Here is a 19,396-nt window from a genome sequence, read left to right as displayed (position 1 = left end):
TTCTTTAACACTGAAAAATTTATTTCTATTGTTGACATTTATTCTTTCGGGATGATATTATAGCAAAGGTGCTTCTTACGAAAATGATGCTTTGGAGGAACTTTAAGTGTCTTATGAAAAAGTATCAACTGCAAAAGAAATAGTCGTAGGAACGAAACAAACAGTCAAGGCTATTCAAAATGGTCGTGTGAAAGCTGTTGTACTGGCAGCTGACGCAGATCCTAGGGTAACCAATCCTGTATTGGCCGCTGCGGAAGAACACGATGTCCCAATTCAACGAGTAGACTCCATGCAAAGATTAGGAAAAGCTTGTGGGATTGATGTGAAAGCTACTGCTGTTGGGATTATTAAAGAGAAATGAATGTTGCAATTTCTCGTTGCAATCTTTTCTTTTGTCCAAAAAATGAACCACCTGGATGTGTGGAACTAGAACTTGGACCTAGATTAGAAATGAAGAAGGGAGGACACAAACAGATGCCTACTATTAACCAACTAGTGCGCAAGCCGCGTCAAACTAAAGAGGAAAAATCAAAATCTCCAGCGCTTAACAAAGGTTATAACAGCTTTAAAAAATCTCAAACTAACCTTTCTTCACCACAAAAGCGTGGAGTATGTACTCGTGTTGGTACAATGACACCGAAAAAACCAAACTCAGCATTGCGTAAATATGCGCGTGTTCGTTTAACAAACGGAATCGAAGTTACAGCTTACATTCCTGGTATCGGACACAATTTGCAAGAACACAGTGTTGTACTAATTCGTGGCGGCCGTGTAAAGGACTTGCCAGGGGTACGTTATCACATTGTTCGTGGTGCTCTTGATACTGCAGGAGTTAACGAACGTAAACAAGGTCGTTCTAAATACGGAACAAAAAGACCAAAAGAGAAAAAATAATAGAATGATTTCATAAAACATCTTTGAAAGGAGGATACATCATGCCACGTAAAGGACCTGTAGCAAAAAGAGATGTACTGCCAGATCCGCTTTATAATTCAAAACTCGTTACTCGTTTAATCAACAAAATGATGATTGACGGTAAAAGAGGAAAATCTCAAAAGATTCTTTATTCAGCTTTTGAACTTATTCAAGAACGTACAGGTAAAGAGCCTATGGAGGTATTTGACCAAGCTCTTAAAAACATTATGCCTGTTCTTGAAGTGCGTGCGCGTCGTGTCGGTGGTTCAAACTACCAAGTACCAGTTGAAGTTCGCCCAGACCGTCGTACAACACTTGGTTTGCGCTGGTTAGTAAACTATGCGCGTCTTCGCGGTGAAAAAACAATGGAAGAGCGTCTTGCTAACGAAATTCTTGATGCAGCTAACAACACTGGAGCTGCTGTTAAGAAACGTGAAGATACTCACAAAATGGCAGAAGCAAACAAAGCGTTTGCTCACTATCGCTGGTAATATTTCTTATTTAATACAAATCATTATTCCACACGAAAAGGAAGGAGAAAGACTAAATGGCCAGAGAGTTCTCCTTAGAAAATACGCGTAATATAGGGATCATGGCTCACATTGATGCTGGTAAAACAACAACAACTGAGCGTATTCTTTATTACACTGGTCGTATTCACAAGATTGGCGAAACTCATGAAGGTGCATCTCAGATGGACTGGATGGAGCAAGAACAAGAACGCGGAATTACGATTACATCTGCTGCAACAACTGCACAATGGAAAGGGAACCGCGTAAACATCATCGACACTCCAGGACACGTGGACTTCACTGTAGAAGTTGAGCGTTCATTGCGTGTATTAGATGGTGCGGTTGCAGTTCTTGATGCCCAATCGGGTGTTGAACCTCAAACTGAAACAGTTTGGCGTCAAGCGACAACTTACGGAGTACCACGTGTTGTGTTTGTAAACAAAATGGATAAAATCGGTGCAGACTTCCTGTACTCTGTAAAAACACTCCATGAACGTTTACAAGCTAATGCACATCCTATTCAGCTTCCTATTGGTGCTGAAGATCAATTTGAAGGTATTATTGACCTTGTTGAAATGAAAGCAACGTTCTATGGTAACGACTTAGGTACCGATATTGAACAGCGTGAAATTCCTGAAGAGTACCGAGCACAAGCAGAAGAATACCGCGAAAAATTAATTGAAGCGGTAGCTGAGCTTGATGAAGAATTAATGGAAAAGTATCTTGGCGGTGAAGAACTCACGAACGAAGAGATTAAAGCTGCTATTCGTAAAGGTACTGTTAACGTTGAATTCTATCCGGTTCTTTGCGGATCTGCCTTTAAAAATAAAGGTGTACAATTAATGCTAGATGCTGTAATTGACTACCTTCCATCTCCACTTGATGTACCAGCTATTAAAGGTACACTGCCTGATTCAGATGAAGTAGTTGAACGTCATTCAAGTGATGAAGAGCCATTTGCTGCTCTTGCATTTAAAGTTATGACTGACCCTTATGTTGGTAAACTTACATTCTTCCGTGTATATTCTGGAACATTAAGTTCTGGTTCATATGTACAAAACTCAACAAAAGGTAAGCGTGAACGTGTAGGACGTATCCTGCAAATGCACGCAAACCACCGTGAAGAAATCTCTATGGTACATTCTGGAGATATCGCGGCAGCTGTTGGTTTAAAGGATACAACAACTGGTGACACTCTCTGTGATGAGAAGAATCTAGTAATCCTAGAATCAATGGAATTCCCAGAGCCAGTAATCCAGCTTTCTATCGAACCTAAATCTAAAGCTGACCAAGATAAAATGTCGACAGCATTACAAAAACTTCAAGAAGAAGACCCTACTTTCCGTGCATATACTGATCAGGAAACTGGACAAGTTATTATCGCCGGAATGGGAGAACTTCACTTAGATATCCTTGTAGACCGTATGAAACGTGAATTCAAGGTTGAAGCCAATGTGGGTGCACCACAGGTGGCATACCGTGAAACATTCCGTTCTTCTGCACAGGTTGAAGGTAAATTTGCCCGTCAATCTGGTGGACGCGGACAATACGGACACGTTTGGATTGAATTCTCTCCAAACGAAGAAGGAAAAGGCTTCGAATTCGAAAATGGAATCGTCGGTGGTGTCGTTCCGCGTGAATACATCCCAGCTGTTGAAGCGGGTCTTGAAGATGCTCTTGAAAGAGGAGTATTAGCAGGGTTCCCATTAGTAGATATCAAAGCTAGATTGTTTGATGGATCTTACCATGATGTTGACTCCAGTGAAATGGCATTTAAAATTGCTGCTTCTATGGCGCTTAAAAATGCAGCATCTAAATGTAACCCTGTAATTCTTGAACCAGTGATGAAAGTTGAAGTCATCGTTCCTGAAGAATACATGGGCGATATCATGGGTAACATCACTGCCCGTCGCGGTCGTGTTGAAGGTATGGAAGCACGCGGTAACGCTCAGGTTGTTCGCGCGATGGTTCCACTATCTGAAATGTTTGGATACGCTACAACTCTTCGTTCTGCTACACAAGGCCGTGGAGTATTCACAATGCAATTCGACCATTACGAAGAGGTTCCAAAATCAATTTCTGATGAAATCATTAAAAAAAATAAAGGTGAATAATTGATTTCGCCTTTATGATAAAGTATAACTACTTATAGAAATGTGGTTGCTATGAAAACGAGAGAATCGTTTTCATAGCCCATATATAAATCTTTCTATACTTATTTTAAAATTTAAGGAGGATTTTCCTAATGGGTAAAGCTAAATTTGATCGTTCTAAACCACACGTAAACGTTGGTACAATCGGACACGTTGACCATGGTAAAACTACTTTAACTGCAGCTATCACTACTGTACTTGCTAAGCAAGGTAAAGCTGAAGCTCGTGCATATGACCAAATTGATGGTGCACCAGAAGAAAGAGAACGTGGAATCACAATCTCTACTGCACACGTTGAATATGAAACTGAAACTCGTCACTATGCTCACGTTGACTGCCCAGGACACGCTGACTATGTTAAAAACATGATCACTGGTGCTGCGCAAATGGATGGAGGGATCCTAGTAGTATCTGCTGCTGATGGTCCAATGCCACAAACTCGTGAACACATTCTTCTTTCTCGTAATGTAGGTGTTCCTTACCTTGTTGTATTCTTAAACAAATGTGACATGGTAGATGACGAAGAACTATTAGAACTAGTTGAAATGGAAGTTCGTGATCTTCTTTCTGAATACGATTTCCCTGGCGATGACATTCCTGTAATCAAAGGTTCTGCTCTTAAAGCTCTTGAGGGAGATTCTGAATGGGAAGCAAAAATCATTGAACTTATGGACGCTGTTGATGAGTACGTTCCAACGCCACAACGTGACACTGACAAACCTTTCATGATGCCAGTTGAGGATGTATTCTCAATCACTGGTCGTGGTACAGTTGCAACTGGCCGTGTTGAACGCGGACAAGTAAAAGTTGGGGATGTAGTCGATATCATTGGTCTTTCTGAAGAGCCAAAATCTACTACTGTAACTGGTGTTGAAATGTTCCGTAAGCTTCTTGACTATGCTGAAGCTGGAGACAACATTGGTGCACTTCTTCGTGGGGTTGCTCGTGAAGAAATACAACGTGGTCAAGTATTAGCAAAGCCTGGTACAATTACACCACACACTAGCTTCAAAGCTGAAGTTTACGTTCTTTCTAAAGAAGAAGGTGGTCGTCATACTCCATTCTTCTCAAACTACCGTCCACAATTCTACTTCCGTACAACTGACGTAACAGGAATCATTCAGCTTCCTGAAGGAGTAGAAATGGTTATGCCTGGCGATAACATTGAAATGACAGTAGAATTGATTGCTCCGATCGCGATTGAAGACGGAACAAGATTCTCTATCCGTGAAGGTGGACGTACAGTTGGTTCTGGTGTTGTTACTACAATCACTAAGTAACAATTAATTCAATAAAGAAGCATCTTTTATAGCCATCGCTTTTATGCGATGGCTTTTTTAAATTTCTACAGCAGCAAAACCCTCAAATTGGATCATTACTGCTTTGGACTTTCTATCGGATTTTAAATTGGCTGTTTAACTTAGATTTAAAAACAGGTTCTCTTCCGGAAATAACAACAGAATACAAGCTGCTAAATCAAGAAATGCAAACAACTGAAATTGGAGCAAGCGAAGCAGCTGTGGAGGGATATACAGAAATTATTTTTATCCTGCTGTTTGTGATTGCTTTTATCATATTTATATCCCTCGTATCGAAAGGGAAAATAGTAATTAATCAGAAAAGAAATGAGGCTGCAGTGATTTCATACAGTCAACACGAAGGTTCATTTTCTATTTTAAAGAAGTGGAATTTCTCAAATGTACCTGTCCAATTGGTTAGAAAACAAGTCTGGAATCTAGAAAAATATGCCGTAAAAAAGGGTGTTAACCGAAAATGGAATGAAAGTTTGGCTGAATGGTTTCAAAGAATTGGAATTAATCATAATAAGGAAACTCAGAAATATCTAAATATCTATGATGCCTGCCGATACGGAGAGAAGGAAATGACTGAAGAGGATATACATTGGTTTATTCGCTATTCCCAATCGATTCGAAATGAGCTGAAACAGGCAGTAAGGGAAAAGAAAAAGAGCCATAAGAAGTAATTTAAATGTTTGGTGTGATGTTTGATGAAGGAGCAACGACCGGTACATTCAATATATGTAGGAAGAAAAACGTCAAGGATAAACAATGGCAATGCGGATCTGCATAATTAACGGCAGATTCGTTTTTTATTTTGTATCGATTCGGAATCTCTTTTTGAGAAAAGCTCACTTTTCACATGTAATAGAAAAAGTGTCTGTTTTGAAAACCAATGAAACGCCATTCCATTTTTCTTCGGTTAAAAATGATCAGAAAATCGCTCTCATTGGAAATCATTACACGAATAAATTATCCAGCGACTCCTTGAAATAAGAGTTTTGACTCTTTATAATAGTAAAAGTGCGCCAAATTTAATTATTTATACATTGGTATTGCTTAGTAGGCTTGATTTCTGTATAATATTAAATGTTGGCTTTCAAATGCGATGATGTGGAAGGTTGCTGACACACCCGGCCGCTTTGCCATGGCGAGTGTCGTCAGGATATTTCCGCGGAGAATGTCTATTACGAAAATAGGCGATAAAGGAGGGAAAATAATGGCAAAACAAAAAATTCGTATTCGTTTAAAAGCTTATGATCACAGAATCCTAGATCAATCAGCTGAAAAGATTGTAGAAACAGCAAAACGTTCAGGTGCGAATGTATCGGGTCCAATCCCGCTTCCAACTGAAAAGAGTGTGTACACAATTCTTCGAGCAGTCCATAAGTACAAAGACTCTCGTGAGCAATTCGAAATGCGCACACACAAACGTCTTATTGACATCGTGAACCCAACTCCACAAACAGTTGATTCACTTATGAGACTAGATCTACCATCAGGCGTAGACATCGAAATTAAACTTTAATGATAAATATGGATAAATTTATAGGAGGTGTGACGAATGACCAAAGGAATCTTAGGAAGAAAAATTGGCATGACGCAGATTTTTGCTGAAAATGGCGATCTTATTCCAGTTACTGTTATTGAGGCAGCTGCAAACGTTGTTCTTCAAAAGAAAACAGTTGATACCGATGGATATGAAGCAATTCAAATCGGCTTTGACGACAAACGTGAAAAGCTTGCGAACAAACCTGAAAAAGGACACGCTGAAAAGGCAAATACTGCACCTAAGCGCTACGTACGTGAGATCCGTGATGCGAATCTTGGAGATTACGAAGTTGGTCAGGAAGTCAAGGTTGATATTTTCGCAGAAGGCGATGTAGTAGATGTAACAGGAATTTCAAAAGGGAAAGGTTTCCAAGGTAATATCAAACGCCATGGACAATCTCGTGGACCAATGGCTCACGGTTCTCGTTACCATCGTCGTCCTGGATCAATGGGTCCTGTAGCTCCTAACCGTGTATTCAAAGGAAAAGCTCTTCCTGGACGCATGGGCGGAGATCAAGTAACTGTTCAAAACCTGCAAATTGTAAAGGTTGATACAGATCGCAACCTTTTACTTATTAAAGGTAATGTGCCAGGTGCGAAAAAATCATTAATTAAAATTGAATCTGCCGTTAAAGCGAAATAATTCAACTAGGAAAGGAGGAAAAGGGAATGCCAAAAGTAGCCCTATACAACCAAAGTGGTTCTCAAGTTGGAGAAATTGAATTAAGCGATGCTGTGTTCGGAATCCAACCAAACAATCACGTATTATTCGAAGCGGTTATGATGCAAAGAGCTTCTTTAAGACAAGGAACTCATAAAGTAAAAAATCGTTCAGAAGTGGCTGGCGGTGGACGTAAACCATGGCGCCAAAAAGGAACAGGACGTGCTCGTCAAGGTTCTATCCGTTCCCCACAATGGCGCGGCGGTGGTATTGTATTTGGTCCGGTTCCACGTAGCTACAGCTACAAACTGCCAAAGAAAGTACGTCGTTTAGCAATTAAATCAGCTTTATCTTCTAAAGTTCAAGGTGAAAGCATTCTTGTTCTTGAAAGCTTAAACTTAGAACAACCAAAAACAAAAGAATTTGCAAATGTGCTAAAAGGTTTAGCTGTAAACCGTAAAGCGCTTGTTGTAACAGATGTGTTCAACGAAAACGTAGCACTATCTGCACGCAACATCCCAGGAATTACAGTTGTTGATGCAAATGGCATTAATGTTCTTGATGTCCTTAACCATGATCAATTGATCATTACAAAAGCAGCTGTTGAAAAAGTAGAGGAGGTGCTTGGATAATGGAAGCTCGTGACGTCATTAAGCGCCCCGTTATTACTGAACGTGCAGCAGATATTATGGCTGATAAGAAATACACTTTTGAAGTAGATGTAAGAGCAAACAAAACTCAAGTTAAAGATGCGGTCGAAGAAATTTTCGGTGTGAAAGTTGATAAAGTTAACATCATGAACTACAAAGGAAAATTCAAGCGCATGGGCCGTTACACTGGCTACACAAACAAGCGTCGCAAAGCGATTGTTACTTTAACTGCTGATAGCAAAGAGATTGAAATCTTTGAAGCATAAAAGATTCTTACTTAAATAAGAAGAGGAGGGAACTAAAGTGGCGATTAAAAAATACAAACCTACCTCTAATGGTCGTCGCGGTATGACAGTTTCTGATTTCGCTGAAATCACTACTGATAAGCCAGAAAAATCTTTGCTTGCTCCATTAAGCAAAAAAGCTGGTCGTAACAACCAAGGTAAGTTAACAGTTCGCCATCAGGGCGGAGGACATAAGCGCCAATACCGTATCATCGATTTCAAACGTGATAAAGATGGTATACCAGGACGCGTTGCTACAATCGAGTATGATCCAAACCGCTCAGCGAATATCGCACTCATTAATTATGTAGACGGTGAAAAACGCTACATTTTAGCACCTAAAAACCTAGAAGTTGGAATGGAAGTAATGTCTGGACCAGACGCAGACATCAAAGTGGGTAACGCTCTTCCTTTAGGAAATATCCCAATGGGTACAGTTATTCACAATATTGAGTTAAAGCCTGGTAAAGGCGGACAGCTTGTTCGTTCTGCCGGAACTTCTGCTCAAGTTCTTGGTAAAGAAGGTAAATATGTTCTTGTTCGTTTAACTTCTGGTGAAGTTCGCATGATTTTATCTACATGCCGCGCTTCAATCGGTCAAGTTGGTAACGAACAACACGAATTAATTAACATCGGTAAAGCAGGACGTTCTCGTTGGTTAGGTAAACGCCCTACTGTTCGTGGTTCTGTAATGAACCCTAATGATCACCCACACGGTGGTGGTGAAGGTAGAGCGCCTATCGGACGTAAATCTCCAATGTCACCATGGGGTAAACCAACTCTTGGTGCGAAAACTCGTAAGAAAAAGAACAGATCTGATAAATTCATCGTTCGTCGTCGTAAAAAATAACGGGATTGTACTACGGTTCCAAGAGAGAGCCGTAGTAGAGTCACGAAGGGAGGCACAAAAATGGGTCGTAGCTTGAAAAAAGGACCTTTTGCAGATGATCATTTAATGAAAAAGGTTGAGCAATTAAACGAAGCAGACAAAAAGCAAGTAATTAAAACTTGGTCACGTCGCTCAACAATCTTCCCAAGCTTTATCGGTCATACGATCGCTGTATACGATGGACGCAAACATGTTCCAGTTTATATTACTGAAGATATGGTCGGACATAAACTTGGAGAGTTTGCACCAACCCGTACGTATAAAGGCCATGCAAATGACGATAAGAAAACAAGACGTTAATCCGAGAGGAGGGCAAAATGATGCAAGCTAAAGCTGTTGCTAGAACAGTAAGAATTGCTCCTCGTAAAGTACGCTTAGTAGTAGATTTAATCCGAGGAAAGCAAGTCGGTGAGGCAATCGCAATTTTGCGCCACACACCTAAAACAGCTTCTCCTGTTATTGAAAAGGTGTTAAATTCCGCAGTTGCAAATGCTGAACATAACTATGAAATGGACGTAAATAATCTTGTGATTACTCAAGCGTTCGTTGATGAAGGTCCAACCTTAAAACGTTTCCGTCCACGTGCAATGGGACGTGCTAGCGCAATCAACAAACGTACGAGTCATATCACGATCGTAGTATCAGAAAAGAAGGAGGGATAATTCGTGGGTCAAAAAGTACATCCGATCGGTCTACGTATTGGAGTCATTCGTGACTGGGAATCAAAATGGTATGCTGGCAAAGACTATGCAAACCTTCTGCACGAAGACATTAAAGTACGTGAGTACATCACAAAACGTTTAAGTGATGCATCCGTAGCAAAAGTAGAAATCGAACGTGCGGCTAACCGCATTAATATTACAATTCACACTGCGAAGCCTGGTATGGTAATTGGTAAAGGTGGTACCGAAGTTGAAGCACTTCGTAAAGCACTTAGCCAATTAACTGGCAAGCGTGTACACATTAACATCATGGAAATCAAAAAAGCTGATTTAGACGCGAAACTTGTTGCTGAGAACATTGCTCGTCAGCTTGAAAACCGCGTTTCTTTCCGTCGTGCACAGAAGCAAGCGATTCAACGTGCTATGCGCGCTGGTGCACAAGGAATTAAAACACAAGTATCTGGTCGTTTAGGCGGAGCGGATATTGCTCGTGCTGAACATTACAGCGAAGGAACTGTTCCTCTTCATACTCTTCGCGCTGACATTGACTATGCTACCGCTGAAGCTGATACAACTTACGGTAAGCTTGGCGTGAAAGTATGGATTTATCGTGGAGAAGTCCTTCCTACGAAGAAGAAATCTGAGGAAGGAGGTAACTAATATGTTACTGCCAAAACGCGTAAAGTATCGCCGTGAACACCGTGGAAAAATGCGTGGAAATGCAAAAGGTGGCACTGAAGTTAGCTTTGGTGAATACGGTTTACAAGCATTAGAAGCTTCATGGATTACAAACCGCCAAATTGAGGCTGCACGTATTGCGATGACACGTTACATGAAACGTGGTGGTAAGGTTTGGATTAAAATCTTCCCTCATAAGCCATATACTGCAAAACCTCTAGAAGTCCGGATGGGTTCCGGTAAAGGGGCTCCAGAAGGATGGGTGGCTGTCGTAAAACCTGGAAAAATTATGTTTGAAATTGCAGGCGTATCTGAAGAAATCGCTCGTGAAGCACTTCGATTAGCGTCTCACAAACTGCCTGTTAAGTGTAAGTTTGTAAAACGAGAAGAAATTGGTGGTGAATCAAATGAAGGCTAATGAAATTCGTGAACTAACCACTGCCGAAATTGAACAAAAAGTGAAATCTCTTAAAGAAGAATTATTCAACCTTCGCTTCCAACTTGCGACAGGACAATTGGAAAACACTGCTCGCATTCGTGAGGTTCGTAAGTCCATCGCTCGTATGAAAACTGTAATTCGTGAAAGAGAGATCGGCTTAACTAACAAATAGCCCGAGAGGAGGTTTCCGTAAATAATGAGTGAACGTAACCAACGTAAAGTATATACTGGTCGTGTTGTTTCCGATAAAATGGATAAAACGGTCACAGTATTAGTGGAAACACATAAAAAACATCCTCTATACGGTAAGCGCGTGAAATATTCTAAGAAATTCAAAGCTCATGATGAGCACAATGAAGCACAAGTAGGCGATATCGTTCGTATCATGGAAACTCGCCCATTGTCTGCTACAAAGCGTTTCCGTCTAGTTGAAGTTGTAGAAAAAGCAGTTATTATTTAATGATGATTCGGATCTATGCATATTCCGAAGGGAGGTACGACGCATGATTCAACAAGAAACACGTTTAAAAGTTGCTGATAACTCAGGTGCACGTGAAGTTCTAACCATTAAAGTGTTAGGTGGATCTGGCAGAAAAACAGCTAATATTGGTGATGTGATCGTTTGTACAGTCAAACAAGCAACACCAGGAGGCGTTGTTAAAAAAGGTGACGTTGTTAAAGCTGTTATTGTCCGTACGAAAAGCGGAGCTCGTCGTTCCGATGGTTCTTACATCAAATTTGATGAGAACGCATGTGTAATTATTCGTGACGATAAAAGTCCACGTGGTACACGTATTTTCGGACCAGTTGCTCGTGAACTTCGTGATAACAACTTCATGAAAATTGTTTCTTTAGCCCCAGAAGTACTATAAGATTTGTGATGAGGCCTTTAAGGAGGTGCGAAATACGATGCATGTAAAAAAAGGTGACAAGGTTATGGTCATCTCTGGCAAGGACAAAGGTAAAACCGGTGTCATTCTTGCAGCGTTTCCGAAAAAAGATCGTGTAGTGGTCGAAGGCGTAAACATTGTGAAAAAGCATGCGAAACCTTCACAAGATAATCCGCAAGGCGGAATTATCAGCCGTGAAGCAGCAATCCATGTTTCAAACGTAATGCCAATCGATCCGAAAACAGGTCAGCCAACTCGTGTTGGTTATAAGGAAGTAGATGGCAAAAAAGTACGTGTCGCAAAAAAATCTGGTGAAAAATTAGACTGATTGAGTCGAACATGAAGGGAGGTAAAGACGAATGAACCGCCTAAAAGAAAAATACGTAAAAGAAATTACACCTTCTCTTATGAGTAAGTTTAACTATAAATCCATTATGCAAGTGCCTAAAATTGAAAAAATCGTTATCAACATGGGTGTTGGTGATGCCGTTCAAAACGCAAAAGCACTTGATAACGCTGTAGAAGAACTAGAAATCATCACTGGTCAAAAGCCAGTTGTAACAAGAGCGAAGAAATCCATTGCAGGATTCCGTCTTCGTGAGGGTATGCCAATCGGTGCGAAGGTAACACTTCGTGGTGAGCGTATGTATGAATTCCTAGATAAGTTAATCGCAGTTTCTCTTCCACGTGTACGTGACTTCCGTGGAATCTCTAAGAAGGCATTTGATGGCAGAGGAAACTACACATTAGGAATTCGTGAACAGCTTATCTTCCCTGAGATCGATTACGATAAAGTGAGTAAAGTGCGCGGTATGGACATCGTAATTGTTACAACTGCCAACACTGATGAAGAATCACGTGAACTATTAACTCAGTTTGGAATGCCATTCCAAAAGTAGTCGCTAATAAAAGGGAGGCGAAAACGTGGCTAAAAAATCAATGATTGCGAAGCAACAACGCACGCAAAAGTATAAAGTTCGTGAATATACACGTTGTGAACGTTGCGGACGTCCACACTCTGTATACCGCAAATTTAAACTTTGCCGTATTTGCTTCCGTGAACTTGCATACAAAGGTCAAATTCCTGGCGTTAAAAAAGCCAGCTGGTAAAATCTAAGGAACGTGGGAAGGAGGTCATTACACAATGGTCATGACAGATCCAATTGCAGATATGCTAACTCGTATTCGTAATGCGAATATGGTACGTCACGAGGTTCTTGAAGTTCCTGCTTCAAAACTCAAAAAAGAAGTCGCTGAAATTTTGAAGCGTGAAGGTTTCGTACGTGATGTAGAACATATCGAAGATAACAAACAAGGTGTTATTCGTATTTTCTTAAAATACGGTGTAAATAACGAACGTGTTATAACTGGCCTTAAGAGAATCAGTAAACCTGGTCTGCGCGTATACGCAAAAGCGAATGAAGTTCCACGCGTTCTTAATGGACTTGGTATTGCAATCGTATCTACATCTCAAGGTGTACTTACAGATAAAGAAGCACGTGCTAAGCAAGTGGGCGGCGAAGTCCTTGCTTACGTTTGGTAATACAACAGATTTGTGAATGGAGGTGCAAAGCATGTCTCGTGTAGGTAAAAAACCTATTGAGGTACCAGCAGGTGTTACCGTCACTCTTGACAACAACACTGTAACGGTTAAAGGACCTAAAGGTGAATTAACTCGTTCATTTAACCCAGCTATTAATATTGAGATAGAAGACAACGTGATTAACGTAACCCGTCCTTCTGAATCACAAGAACACCGTACATTGCACGGAACAACTCGTGCGTTACTAGCAAATATGGTGGAAGGTGTATCAAAAGGATTTGAAAGAGGCTTAGAGCTAATTGGGGTCGGATACCGTGCTTCTAAGCAAGGGAATAAGCTTGTCTTAAACGTTGGTTACTCACACCCAGTTGAGATCGAACCAGAAAAAGGAATCGAAATCGAAGTTCCTTCTGCTACGAAAATCATCGTTAAAGGTTTCAATAAAGAGCGTGTTGGTGCTCTAGCTGCTAACATTCGTGACGTTCGTCCGCCAGAACCTTACAAAGGTAAAGGGATTCGTTATGAAGGTGAGCATGTACGCCGTAAAGAAGGTAAAACAGGTAAATAATGCCGCATAGGTAACAGAAAGGAGTGAGCTTACGTGATCACAAAGACTAGTAAGAACGCTGTCCGTAAGAAAAGACACGCTCGTGTTCGCTCGAAACTTACTGGAACTAGTGAGCGTCCACGTCTAAACGTATTTCGCTCAAACAAATACATTTATGTTCAGCTTATCGATGATGTAAATGGTGTAACAGTTGCAAGTGCTTCATCTGCTGAAAAGGATTTCGGACTTGAAAGCACAGGTAACATTGAAGCAGCAGCTAAAGTTGGTGAATTAATCGCGAAAAGAGCAGTTGAAAAAGGCTTTAAAGAAGTTGTTTTTGACCGCGGCGGTTATTTATACCACGGGCGTATCAAAGCATTAGCAGATGCAGCTCGTGAGAACGGTCTAGAATTTTAATAGACAAAGGAGGGACAAATGAATGCGTCGCATTGATGCCAATAAACTAGAGCTAGAAGAACGTGTTGTTACGGTAAATCGTGTTGCGAAGGTTGTTAAAGGTGGACGTCGTTTCCGTTTCTCTGCACTTGTAGTAGTTGGAGATAAAAATGGTCACGTCGGTTTCGGAACTGGTAAAGCGCAAGAGGTACCAGATGCGATCCGTAAAGCAATTGAAGATGCGAAGAAAAATTTAATTTCTGTACCTATGGTAAGCACTACAATTCCTCACGAAGTTGTAGGTCACTACGGTGCGGGTGAAATTTTGTTAAAGCCAGCTTCTGAAGGTACTGGAGTTATCGCGGGCGGACCTGTTCGTGCGGTACTTGAATTAGCAGGTGTATCTGATATCCTATCTAAGTCACTTGGAACAAACACACCAATTAACATGGTGCGTGCTACAGTTGAAGGATTAAAACAGTTAAAACGTGCTGAAGACGTTGCTAAACTACGTGGAAAATCAGTTGAAGAACTGTTAGGATAAGGGGGGGAAAACCAATGGCAAAAAAACTCGAAATCACCCTTACACGCAGCCTAATTGGTCGTCCTGAAGATCAACGTGTTACCGTTAAAACTTTAGGACTTAAAAAGCTGCACCAAACGGTTGTTCATGAAGATAATGCAGCAATTCGCGGAATGATTAACAAAGTTTCACACCTTGTAACTGTGAAGGAACAATAATTATTTCCATAGAACAAGGAGGTGCCAATAATGAAGCTACATGAATTGAAGCCTACACCAGGTTCCCGTAAAGAACGTAACCGAGTTGGACGCGGAATCGGTTCTGGAAACGGAAAAACTGCTGGTAAAGGACATAAAGGTCAAAATGCACGTTCTGGCGGCGGTGTAAGACTTGGTTTTGAAGGTGGTCAAACTCCTCTATTCCAACGTCTGCCTAAACGTGGATTTACAAATATCAATCGTAAAGAATATGCAATTGTAAACCTCGATGCTCTAAACCGCTTTGAAGAAGGTACAGAAGTAACTCCTGAGCTACTAATCGAGACAGGTGTAGTGAAAAGCGAAAAAGCTGGAATTAAAATTCTAGCAGATGGTAAGCTTGAAAAGAAACTTACTGTTAAGGCTCATAAGTTTTCTTCCGCTGCTAAAGAAGCAATCGAAGCAGCAGGCGGTCAAACTGAGGTGATTTAATGTTTCGGACAATCTCCAATTTCATGCGTGTAAAAGATATAAGAAATAAAATTATATTCACTCTATTAATGCTTCTTGTATTTAGAATCGGGACATTCATCCCCGTACCTGGGGTGAACCCAGAAGCATTAAATTTTGGTAATAACAGTGCATTTGGGCTTCTCAATATCTTCGGTGGAGGGGCTTTGGCACAATTCTCTATCTTTGCGACAGGGATTATGCCTTACATTACAGCTTCAATTATTGTTCAGCTTCTACAGATGGACGTTGTACCGAAGTTTACTGAGTGGTCTAAGCAAGGGGACGTGGGCCGAAGAAAACTCGCTCAAGTTACCCGTTATGGTACGATCGTGCTTGGTTTCATCCAGGCATTTGGTATGGCATACGGATTTAATGCGATCTCTGGCGGAGGTCTCATTCAAAATCCAAGTATCGGCACTTATCTATTAATAGCACTAGTATTAACAGCTGGAACAGCATTCTTGTTGTGGTTAGGAGAGCAAATTACAAGCAAGGGCGTAGGAAATGGAATTTCCATTCTAATCTTTGCTGGTATCGTTGCCGCCATTCCGACTACTATCAGTCAATACATGACACAACAATTTTCCGATGCTGGCGATCAAATATTTATCCGAATCGTAACAGTTGCTCTAGTGGTATTAGCCGTAATTGCGATCATCGTAGGTGTCATTTTCATTCAACAAGCTCTTCGTAAAATTCCTGTACAATATGCAAAGCGTGTATCTGGAAAGAATCCTGTGGGCGGTGGGCAAAATACACACCTTCCATTGAAAGTAAACGCAGCTGGAGTTATCCCTGTAATCTTTGCCGTTTCTTTCATGATCACGCCGCAAACCATTGCACAGTTTTTTGAAGATAACGCAGTTACTAATTGGATAATACGTATTTTTGATTACACACAGCCGATTGGAATGGCTATTTATGTAGCGCTGATTATTGCTTTCACCTATTTCTATGCTTTTATTCAAGTAAATCCTGAACAAGTATCGGAAAACTTGAAGAAGCAAGGCGGATATATCCCTGGAATAAGACCTGGTGCACAGACACAATCTTACTTAACGAAGGTTTTATACCGTCTCACCTTTGTTGGGGCATTGTTCTTAAGTGTCGTGTCTATCTTACCTTTCTTCTTCATCGAGTTTGCTAACCTTCCGCCAAGCGCACAAATTGGAGGAACTAGCATTATCATCGTGGTTGGGGTCGCTTTAGAAACAATGAAACAATTAGAAGCGCAATTGGTAAAACGTCATTACAAAGGCTTTATCAAATAGATCCTTTAAAAGTTAGGGGCTAAACCCTACCTAGAGTATCTCCCCTTCTTTGTAATAGAAGGGGCTAAATCTTTAGGTCTAACCCTTAATTTTGAGACTGAGGGGGAAATAGGCATGAATTTAGTTCTAATGGGTCTCCCTGGTGCTGGGAAAGGGACTCAAGCTGAAAAAATCGTAGCGAAGTACGATATCCCTCATATCTCAACTGGAGATATGTTCCGAGCAGCGATTAAGGAAGAAACAGATCTTGGCTTAAAGGCGAAATCCTTTATGGATAAAGGAGAACTAGTTCCAGATGAAGTAACGATTGGGATTGTGAAAGAGCGTTTAAGCAAAGATGATTGTAAAAAGGGATTTTTACTTGATGGATTTCCTAGAACAGTTCCTCAAGCAGAAGCTCTTGAACAGCTTTTAAACGACTTAGAAAAAGGATTGGATTATGTCATTCATATCGAAGTCGATAAAAGTGTGCTTATGGAGCGTCTAACGGGCCGTAGAATCTGTAAGGATTGTGGAGCTACTTATCACTTAGTCTTTAATCCTCCTGCAAAAGAAGGAGTATGTGACCGCTGTGGTGGAGAGCTTTACCAACGAGCAGATGACAATGCGGAAACCGTTCAAAATCGTCTTGAGGTTAATATGAAGCAAATGCAGCCATTACTTGATTTCTATCAAGAAAAAGGGTATTTGCGTAATATTAATGGACAGCAAGATATTCAAGTAGTCTTCCAAGAGATTGAAAAGCTTGTAGGGGACTTACGTGCATGATTAAGCTTAAAACACCTCATGAAATAGAAATCATGAGGGAAGCAGGACGAATTGTTGCTTTGACACTTCAAGAAACAAAACAGTATATTCAGCCCGGCGTAACGACAAAGGAATTGGATACAATTGCCGACTCATTTATTCGCAAGTTAGGTGCAATTCCTTCGTTTAAGGGCTATAATGGTTTTCGTGGCAGCATTTGTGTTTCTGTTAACGAAGAGCTCGTCCACGGTATACCAGGTAATCGAGTTCTAAATGATGGAGATATCATTTCCATCGATGTAGGTGCGAAATATAATGGCTATCATGCAGATTCGGCTTGGACGTACCCGGTTGGGCAAATAAGTGAAGAAACTCATAGGTTGCTAGAGGTGACAGAGGAATCCTTATATAAGGGTTTAAACGAAGCAAAGCCCGGCGTAAGACTATCGAACATCTCCCATGCAATTCAGACGTATGTTGAGACATGCGGTTTTTACATCGTACGTGAGTATGTCGGACATGGAATTGGTCAAGAATTACATGAAGACCCACAAGTCCCTCACTTTGGTCCACCTGATATCGGTCCAAAACTAAAACCAGGAATGGTTTTTTGCGTTGAACCAATGGTGAATGCTGGGAGTCGACATGTTAAAACCCTTTCTGATGATTGGACAGTCGTGACGGTGGATGGTAAAATGTGCGCTCACTTTGAGCATGCGATTGCCATTACGGATTCTGGCTTTGAGATTTTAACAAAAGCGTAGATAAATTTCATTATGCTGTTGCTCATTTGTGTGAAAAAGAGTATAATGCAGTCTGTTTGGTATAATCGTAAATTACGTTTTACGTTGAATAGATACACTTGAGAAAGCCCATGGAAGGGAGATGATCTCGATGGCAAAAGATGATGTAATTGAGGTAGAAGGCACAGTAACCGAAACTTTGCCAAACGCGATGTTTAAGGTAGAATTGGAGAATGGACATACTGTTCTTGCCCATGTTTCTGGGAAGATCCGTATGCATTTTATCCGTATCCTGCCAGGTGATAAAGTAACGGTTGAATTGTCGCCATATGACCTTACACGCGGCAGAATCACATACCGCTATAAATAAACCTTACTCCGTATATTAGGGAGGTTGAAAAAAGTGAAGGTAAGACCATCAGTTAAGCCTATTTGCGAAAAATGTAAAGTTATTCGCAGACGTGGTAAAGTAATGGTGATTTGTGAAAATCCTAAACATAAGCAAAAACAAGGATAATTTGAAGGAGGTGCTGATCGATGGCTCGTATTGCAGGAGTAGATATTCCTCGTGAAAAGCGTATTGTCATTTCATTAACATATATTTTTGGAATTGGTGTACCAACAGCAAAACGAATTTTAGCTGAAGCAGGCGTTTCTGAAGATACACGTGTTCGTGATCTAACTGAAGACGAACTAACAAAAATTCGTGAAATCGTAGATAGGCTGAAAGTTGAAGGGGACTTACGCCGTGAGGTTTCTCTTAACATTAAGCGTTTAATGGAAATTGGCTGCTATCGCGGTCTACGTCACCGTCGCGGATTACCTGTTCGTGGACAAAATACGAAGAACAATGCCCGTACTCGTAAAGGACCACGTAAAACAGTTGCGAACAAGAAGAAATAATAAGTAAAGGAGGTTACCATCAATATGGCACGTAAAACGAATACACGTAAACGTCGTGTGAAAAAGAACATTGAAGCAGGTGTTGCACACATTCGTTCTACTTTTAATAATACAATTGTAACAATCACAGATGTTCACGGGAATGCGGTCGCTTGGTCAAGTGCTGGTGCGCTAGGATTCAAGGGATCTCGTAAGTCTACTCCATTTGCTGCGCAAATGGCTGCTGAAACGGCTGCTAAAGGATCTATGGAACACGGTATGAAAACTTTAGAGGTTACTGTAAAAGGCCCTGGTGCTGGACGTGAAGCTGCAATCCGTGCATTACAATCTGCTGGACTAGAAGTAACTGCTATCAGAGACGTGACACCTGTTCCACATAACGGATGCCGCCCGCCAAAACGTCGCCGTGTGTAATTTTTCTGTATAACTTT

At 40.9% G+C, this 19,396-nt stretch carries 34 protein-coding genes; all 34 read left to right on the top strand.

Features of this window, described 5'->3' with window-relative positions; all coding sequences use genetic code 11:
* The first annotated feature begins 106 nt into the window (after positions 1 to 106).
* The 34 genes from CRO56_RS21605 (at position 107) to rpsK (ending at position 19,379) form a co-directional block, all read left to right on the top strand.
* Positions 107 to 361 (top strand): 50S ribosomal protein L7ae-like protein, encoded by a 255-nt coding sequence (locus CRO56_RS21605; RefSeq protein ID WP_097160711.1) that lies wholly within the window; start codon positions 107 to 109, stop codon positions 359 to 361.
* A 113-nt stretch (positions 362 to 474) separates the two neighbouring features.
* The gene (gene rpsL / locus CRO56_RS21600; RefSeq protein WP_097160710.1) at positions 475 to 894 is read left to right on the top strand and encodes a 30S ribosomal protein S12; all 420 of its coding nucleotides are present in this window, start codon (positions 475 to 477) and stop codon (positions 892 to 894) included.
* Between the two features lie 41 nt (positions 895 to 935).
* Complete coding sequence (rpsG, locus tag CRO56_RS21595) at positions 936 to 1,406, top strand: 30S ribosomal protein S7 (protein ID WP_097160709.1); 471 nt, start codon at positions 936 to 938, stop codon at positions 1,404 to 1,406.
* 56 nt (positions 1,407 to 1,462) lie between these two features.
* Entirely contained in the window at positions 1,463 to 3,541 is a 2,079-nt protein-coding gene (gene fusA, locus CRO56_RS21590) for an elongation factor G (RefSeq protein WP_097160708.1), read from the top strand.
* A 131-nt stretch (positions 3,542 to 3,672) separates the two neighbouring features.
* On the top strand, positions 3,673 to 4,860 hold the full coding sequence (gene tuf / locus CRO56_RS21585) for an elongation factor Tu (RefSeq protein WP_097160707.1): 1,188 nt from the start codon (positions 3,673 to 3,675) through the stop codon (positions 4,858 to 4,860).
* A gap of 203 nt (positions 4,861 to 5,063) precedes the next feature.
* Entirely contained in the window at positions 5,064 to 5,564 is a 501-nt protein-coding gene (locus CRO56_RS21580) for a hypothetical protein (protein WP_097160706.1), read from the top strand.
* Between the two features lie 533 nt (positions 5,565 to 6,097).
* Positions 6,098 to 6,406 carry a 30S ribosomal protein S10 gene (rpsJ, locus tag CRO56_RS21575; RefSeq protein ID WP_013858078.1) on the top strand — a complete coding sequence of 103 codons (309 nt, stop codon included), beginning with the start codon at positions 6,098 to 6,100 and terminating at the stop codon, positions 6,404 to 6,406.
* A 36-nt stretch (positions 6,407 to 6,442) separates the two neighbouring features.
* Positions 6,443 to 7,072 (top strand): 50S ribosomal protein L3, encoded by a 630-nt coding sequence (gene rplC, locus CRO56_RS21570; protein WP_097160705.1) that lies wholly within the window; start codon positions 6,443 to 6,445, stop codon positions 7,070 to 7,072.
* Between the two features lie 26 nt (positions 7,073 to 7,098).
* On the top strand, positions 7,099 to 7,722 hold the full coding sequence (gene rplD, locus CRO56_RS21565; RefSeq protein WP_097160704.1) for a 50S ribosomal protein L4: 624 nt from the start codon (positions 7,099 to 7,101) through the stop codon (positions 7,720 to 7,722).
* Entirely contained in the window at positions 7,719 to 8,006 is a 288-nt protein-coding gene (gene rplW, locus CRO56_RS21560; protein ID WP_179714399.1) for a 50S ribosomal protein L23, read from the top strand. The genes rplD and rplW overlap by 4 nt, the downstream gene beginning before the upstream one ends.
* Before the next feature lie 37 nt (positions 8,007 to 8,043).
* On the top strand, positions 8,044 to 8,874 hold the full coding sequence (gene rplB, locus CRO56_RS21555) for a 50S ribosomal protein L2 (protein WP_097160702.1): 831 nt from the start codon (positions 8,044 to 8,046) through the stop codon (positions 8,872 to 8,874).
* 60 nt (positions 8,875 to 8,934) lie between these two features.
* Positions 8,935 to 9,213, top strand: a complete 279-nt coding sequence (gene rpsS, locus CRO56_RS21550) for a 30S ribosomal protein S19 (protein ID WP_097160701.1) — start codon at positions 8,935 to 8,937, stop codon at positions 9,211 to 9,213.
* Between the two features lie 20 nt (positions 9,214 to 9,233).
* Entirely contained in the window at positions 9,234 to 9,575 is a 342-nt protein-coding gene (gene rplV, locus CRO56_RS21545; protein ID WP_097160700.1) for a 50S ribosomal protein L22, read from the top strand.
* Between the two features lie 3 nt (positions 9,576 to 9,578).
* Positions 9,579 to 10,235 (top strand): 30S ribosomal protein S3, encoded by a 657-nt coding sequence (gene rpsC, locus CRO56_RS21540; RefSeq protein ID WP_097160699.1) that lies wholly within the window; start codon positions 9,579 to 9,581, stop codon positions 10,233 to 10,235.
* Between the two features lies 1 nt (position 10,236).
* Complete coding sequence (gene rplP, locus CRO56_RS21535; protein ID WP_097160698.1) at positions 10,237 to 10,671, top strand: 50S ribosomal protein L16; 435 nt, start codon at positions 10,237 to 10,239, stop codon at positions 10,669 to 10,671.
* A complete protein-coding gene (gene rpmC, locus CRO56_RS21530; RefSeq protein WP_097160697.1) occupies positions 10,661 to 10,864 on the top strand; it encodes a 50S ribosomal protein L29 in 204 nt (67 codons plus the stop codon). Before rplP ends, rpmC begins: the two co-directional genes overlap by 11 nt.
* 24 nt (positions 10,865 to 10,888) lie before the next feature.
* On the top strand, positions 10,889 to 11,152 hold the full coding sequence (gene rpsQ / locus CRO56_RS21525) for a 30S ribosomal protein S17 (RefSeq protein WP_097160696.1): 264 nt from the start codon (positions 10,889 to 10,891) through the stop codon (positions 11,150 to 11,152).
* A gap of 43 nt (positions 11,153 to 11,195) precedes the next feature.
* Positions 11,196 to 11,564, top strand: coding sequence for a 50S ribosomal protein L14 (gene rplN, locus CRO56_RS21520; RefSeq protein ID WP_097160695.1), 369 nt, complete (start codon positions 11,196 to 11,198; stop codon positions 11,562 to 11,564).
* Between the two features lie 37 nt (positions 11,565 to 11,601).
* The gene (gene rplX, locus CRO56_RS21515; RefSeq protein WP_097160694.1) at positions 11,602 to 11,910 is read left to right on the top strand and encodes a 50S ribosomal protein L24; all 309 of its coding nucleotides are present in this window, start codon (positions 11,602 to 11,604) and stop codon (positions 11,908 to 11,910) included.
* A gap of 31 nt (positions 11,911 to 11,941) precedes the next feature.
* Positions 11,942 to 12,481 (top strand): 50S ribosomal protein L5, encoded by a 540-nt coding sequence (gene rplE / locus CRO56_RS21510; protein ID WP_097160693.1) that lies wholly within the window; start codon positions 11,942 to 11,944, stop codon positions 12,479 to 12,481.
* A 25-nt stretch (positions 12,482 to 12,506) separates the two neighbouring features.
* Positions 12,507 to 12,692 carry a type Z 30S ribosomal protein S14 gene (locus CRO56_RS21505; RefSeq protein WP_097160692.1) on the top strand — a complete coding sequence of 62 codons (186 nt, stop codon included), beginning with the start codon at positions 12,507 to 12,509 and terminating at the stop codon, positions 12,690 to 12,692.
* Positions 12,693 to 12,726: 34 nt separating this feature from the next.
* Positions 12,727 to 13,125, top strand: coding sequence for a 30S ribosomal protein S8 (rpsH, locus tag CRO56_RS21500; RefSeq protein ID WP_097160691.1), 399 nt, complete (start codon positions 12,727 to 12,729; stop codon positions 13,123 to 13,125).
* A gap of 31 nt (positions 13,126 to 13,156) precedes the next feature.
* Positions 13,157 to 13,693 carry a 50S ribosomal protein L6 gene (rplF, locus tag CRO56_RS21495; RefSeq protein ID WP_097160690.1) on the top strand — a complete coding sequence of 179 codons (537 nt, stop codon included), beginning with the start codon at positions 13,157 to 13,159 and terminating at the stop codon, positions 13,691 to 13,693.
* Between the two features lie 33 nt (positions 13,694 to 13,726).
* Positions 13,727 to 14,089, top strand: a complete 363-nt coding sequence (rplR, locus tag CRO56_RS21490) for a 50S ribosomal protein L18 (protein ID WP_097160689.1) — start codon at positions 13,727 to 13,729, stop codon at positions 14,087 to 14,089.
* Positions 14,090 to 14,111: 22 nt separating this feature from the next.
* The gene (gene rpsE / locus CRO56_RS21485) at positions 14,112 to 14,612 is read left to right on the top strand and encodes a 30S ribosomal protein S5 (RefSeq protein WP_097160688.1); all 501 of its coding nucleotides are present in this window, start codon (positions 14,112 to 14,114) and stop codon (positions 14,610 to 14,612) included.
* Positions 14,613 to 14,626: 14 nt separating this feature from the next.
* On the top strand, positions 14,627 to 14,809 hold the full coding sequence (gene rpmD / locus CRO56_RS21480; RefSeq protein ID WP_097160687.1) for a 50S ribosomal protein L30: 183 nt from the start codon (positions 14,627 to 14,629) through the stop codon (positions 14,807 to 14,809).
* A 30-nt stretch (positions 14,810 to 14,839) separates the two neighbouring features.
* Positions 14,840 to 15,280, top strand: coding sequence for a 50S ribosomal protein L15 (gene rplO, locus CRO56_RS21475; protein WP_097160686.1), 441 nt, complete (start codon positions 14,840 to 14,842; stop codon positions 15,278 to 15,280).
* A complete protein-coding gene (secY, locus tag CRO56_RS21470) occupies positions 15,280 to 16,572 on the top strand; it encodes a preprotein translocase subunit SecY (RefSeq protein ID WP_097160685.1) in 1,293 nt (430 codons plus the stop codon). Before rplO ends, secY begins: the two co-directional genes overlap by 1 nt.
* A 114-nt stretch (positions 16,573 to 16,686) precedes the next feature.
* Complete coding sequence (locus tag CRO56_RS21465; protein ID WP_097160684.1) at positions 16,687 to 17,340, top strand: adenylate kinase; 654 nt, start codon at positions 16,687 to 16,689, stop codon at positions 17,338 to 17,340.
* The gene (gene map, locus CRO56_RS21460) at positions 17,337 to 18,083 is read left to right on the top strand and encodes a type I methionyl aminopeptidase (RefSeq protein WP_097160683.1); all 747 of its coding nucleotides are present in this window, start codon (positions 17,337 to 17,339) and stop codon (positions 18,081 to 18,083) included. The genes CRO56_RS21465 and map overlap by 4 nt, the downstream gene beginning before the upstream one ends.
* Positions 18,084 to 18,213: 130 nt before the next feature.
* Positions 18,214 to 18,432 carry a translation initiation factor IF-1 gene (gene infA, locus CRO56_RS21455; protein ID WP_003354757.1) on the top strand — a complete coding sequence of 73 codons (219 nt, stop codon included), beginning with the start codon at positions 18,214 to 18,216 and terminating at the stop codon, positions 18,430 to 18,432.
* A 33-nt stretch (positions 18,433 to 18,465) separates the two neighbouring features.
* A complete protein-coding gene (gene rpmJ, locus CRO56_RS21450) occupies positions 18,466 to 18,579 on the top strand; it encodes a 50S ribosomal protein L36 (protein ID WP_000868344.1) in 114 nt (37 codons plus the stop codon).
* A 20-nt stretch (positions 18,580 to 18,599) separates the two neighbouring features.
* Positions 18,600 to 18,965 carry a 30S ribosomal protein S13 gene (gene rpsM, locus CRO56_RS21445; RefSeq protein WP_097160682.1) on the top strand — a complete coding sequence of 122 codons (366 nt, stop codon included), beginning with the start codon at positions 18,600 to 18,602 and terminating at the stop codon, positions 18,963 to 18,965.
* Positions 18,966 to 18,989: 24 nt separating this feature from the next.
* Complete coding sequence (gene rpsK / locus CRO56_RS21440; protein WP_097160681.1) at positions 18,990 to 19,379, top strand: 30S ribosomal protein S11; 390 nt, start codon at positions 18,990 to 18,992, stop codon at positions 19,377 to 19,379.
* The last annotated feature ends 17 nt before the right edge of the window (positions 19,380 to 19,396 follow it).

Source organism: Bacillus oleivorans (assembly GCF_900207585.1).
GTDB classification, from domain to species: domain Bacteria; phylum Bacillota; class Bacilli; order Bacillales; family JC228; genus Bacillus_BF; species Bacillus_BF oleivorans.
Note: the sequence above shows the minus strand (reverse complement) of the source record. Positions and strands in the feature narration are given on the sequence as shown.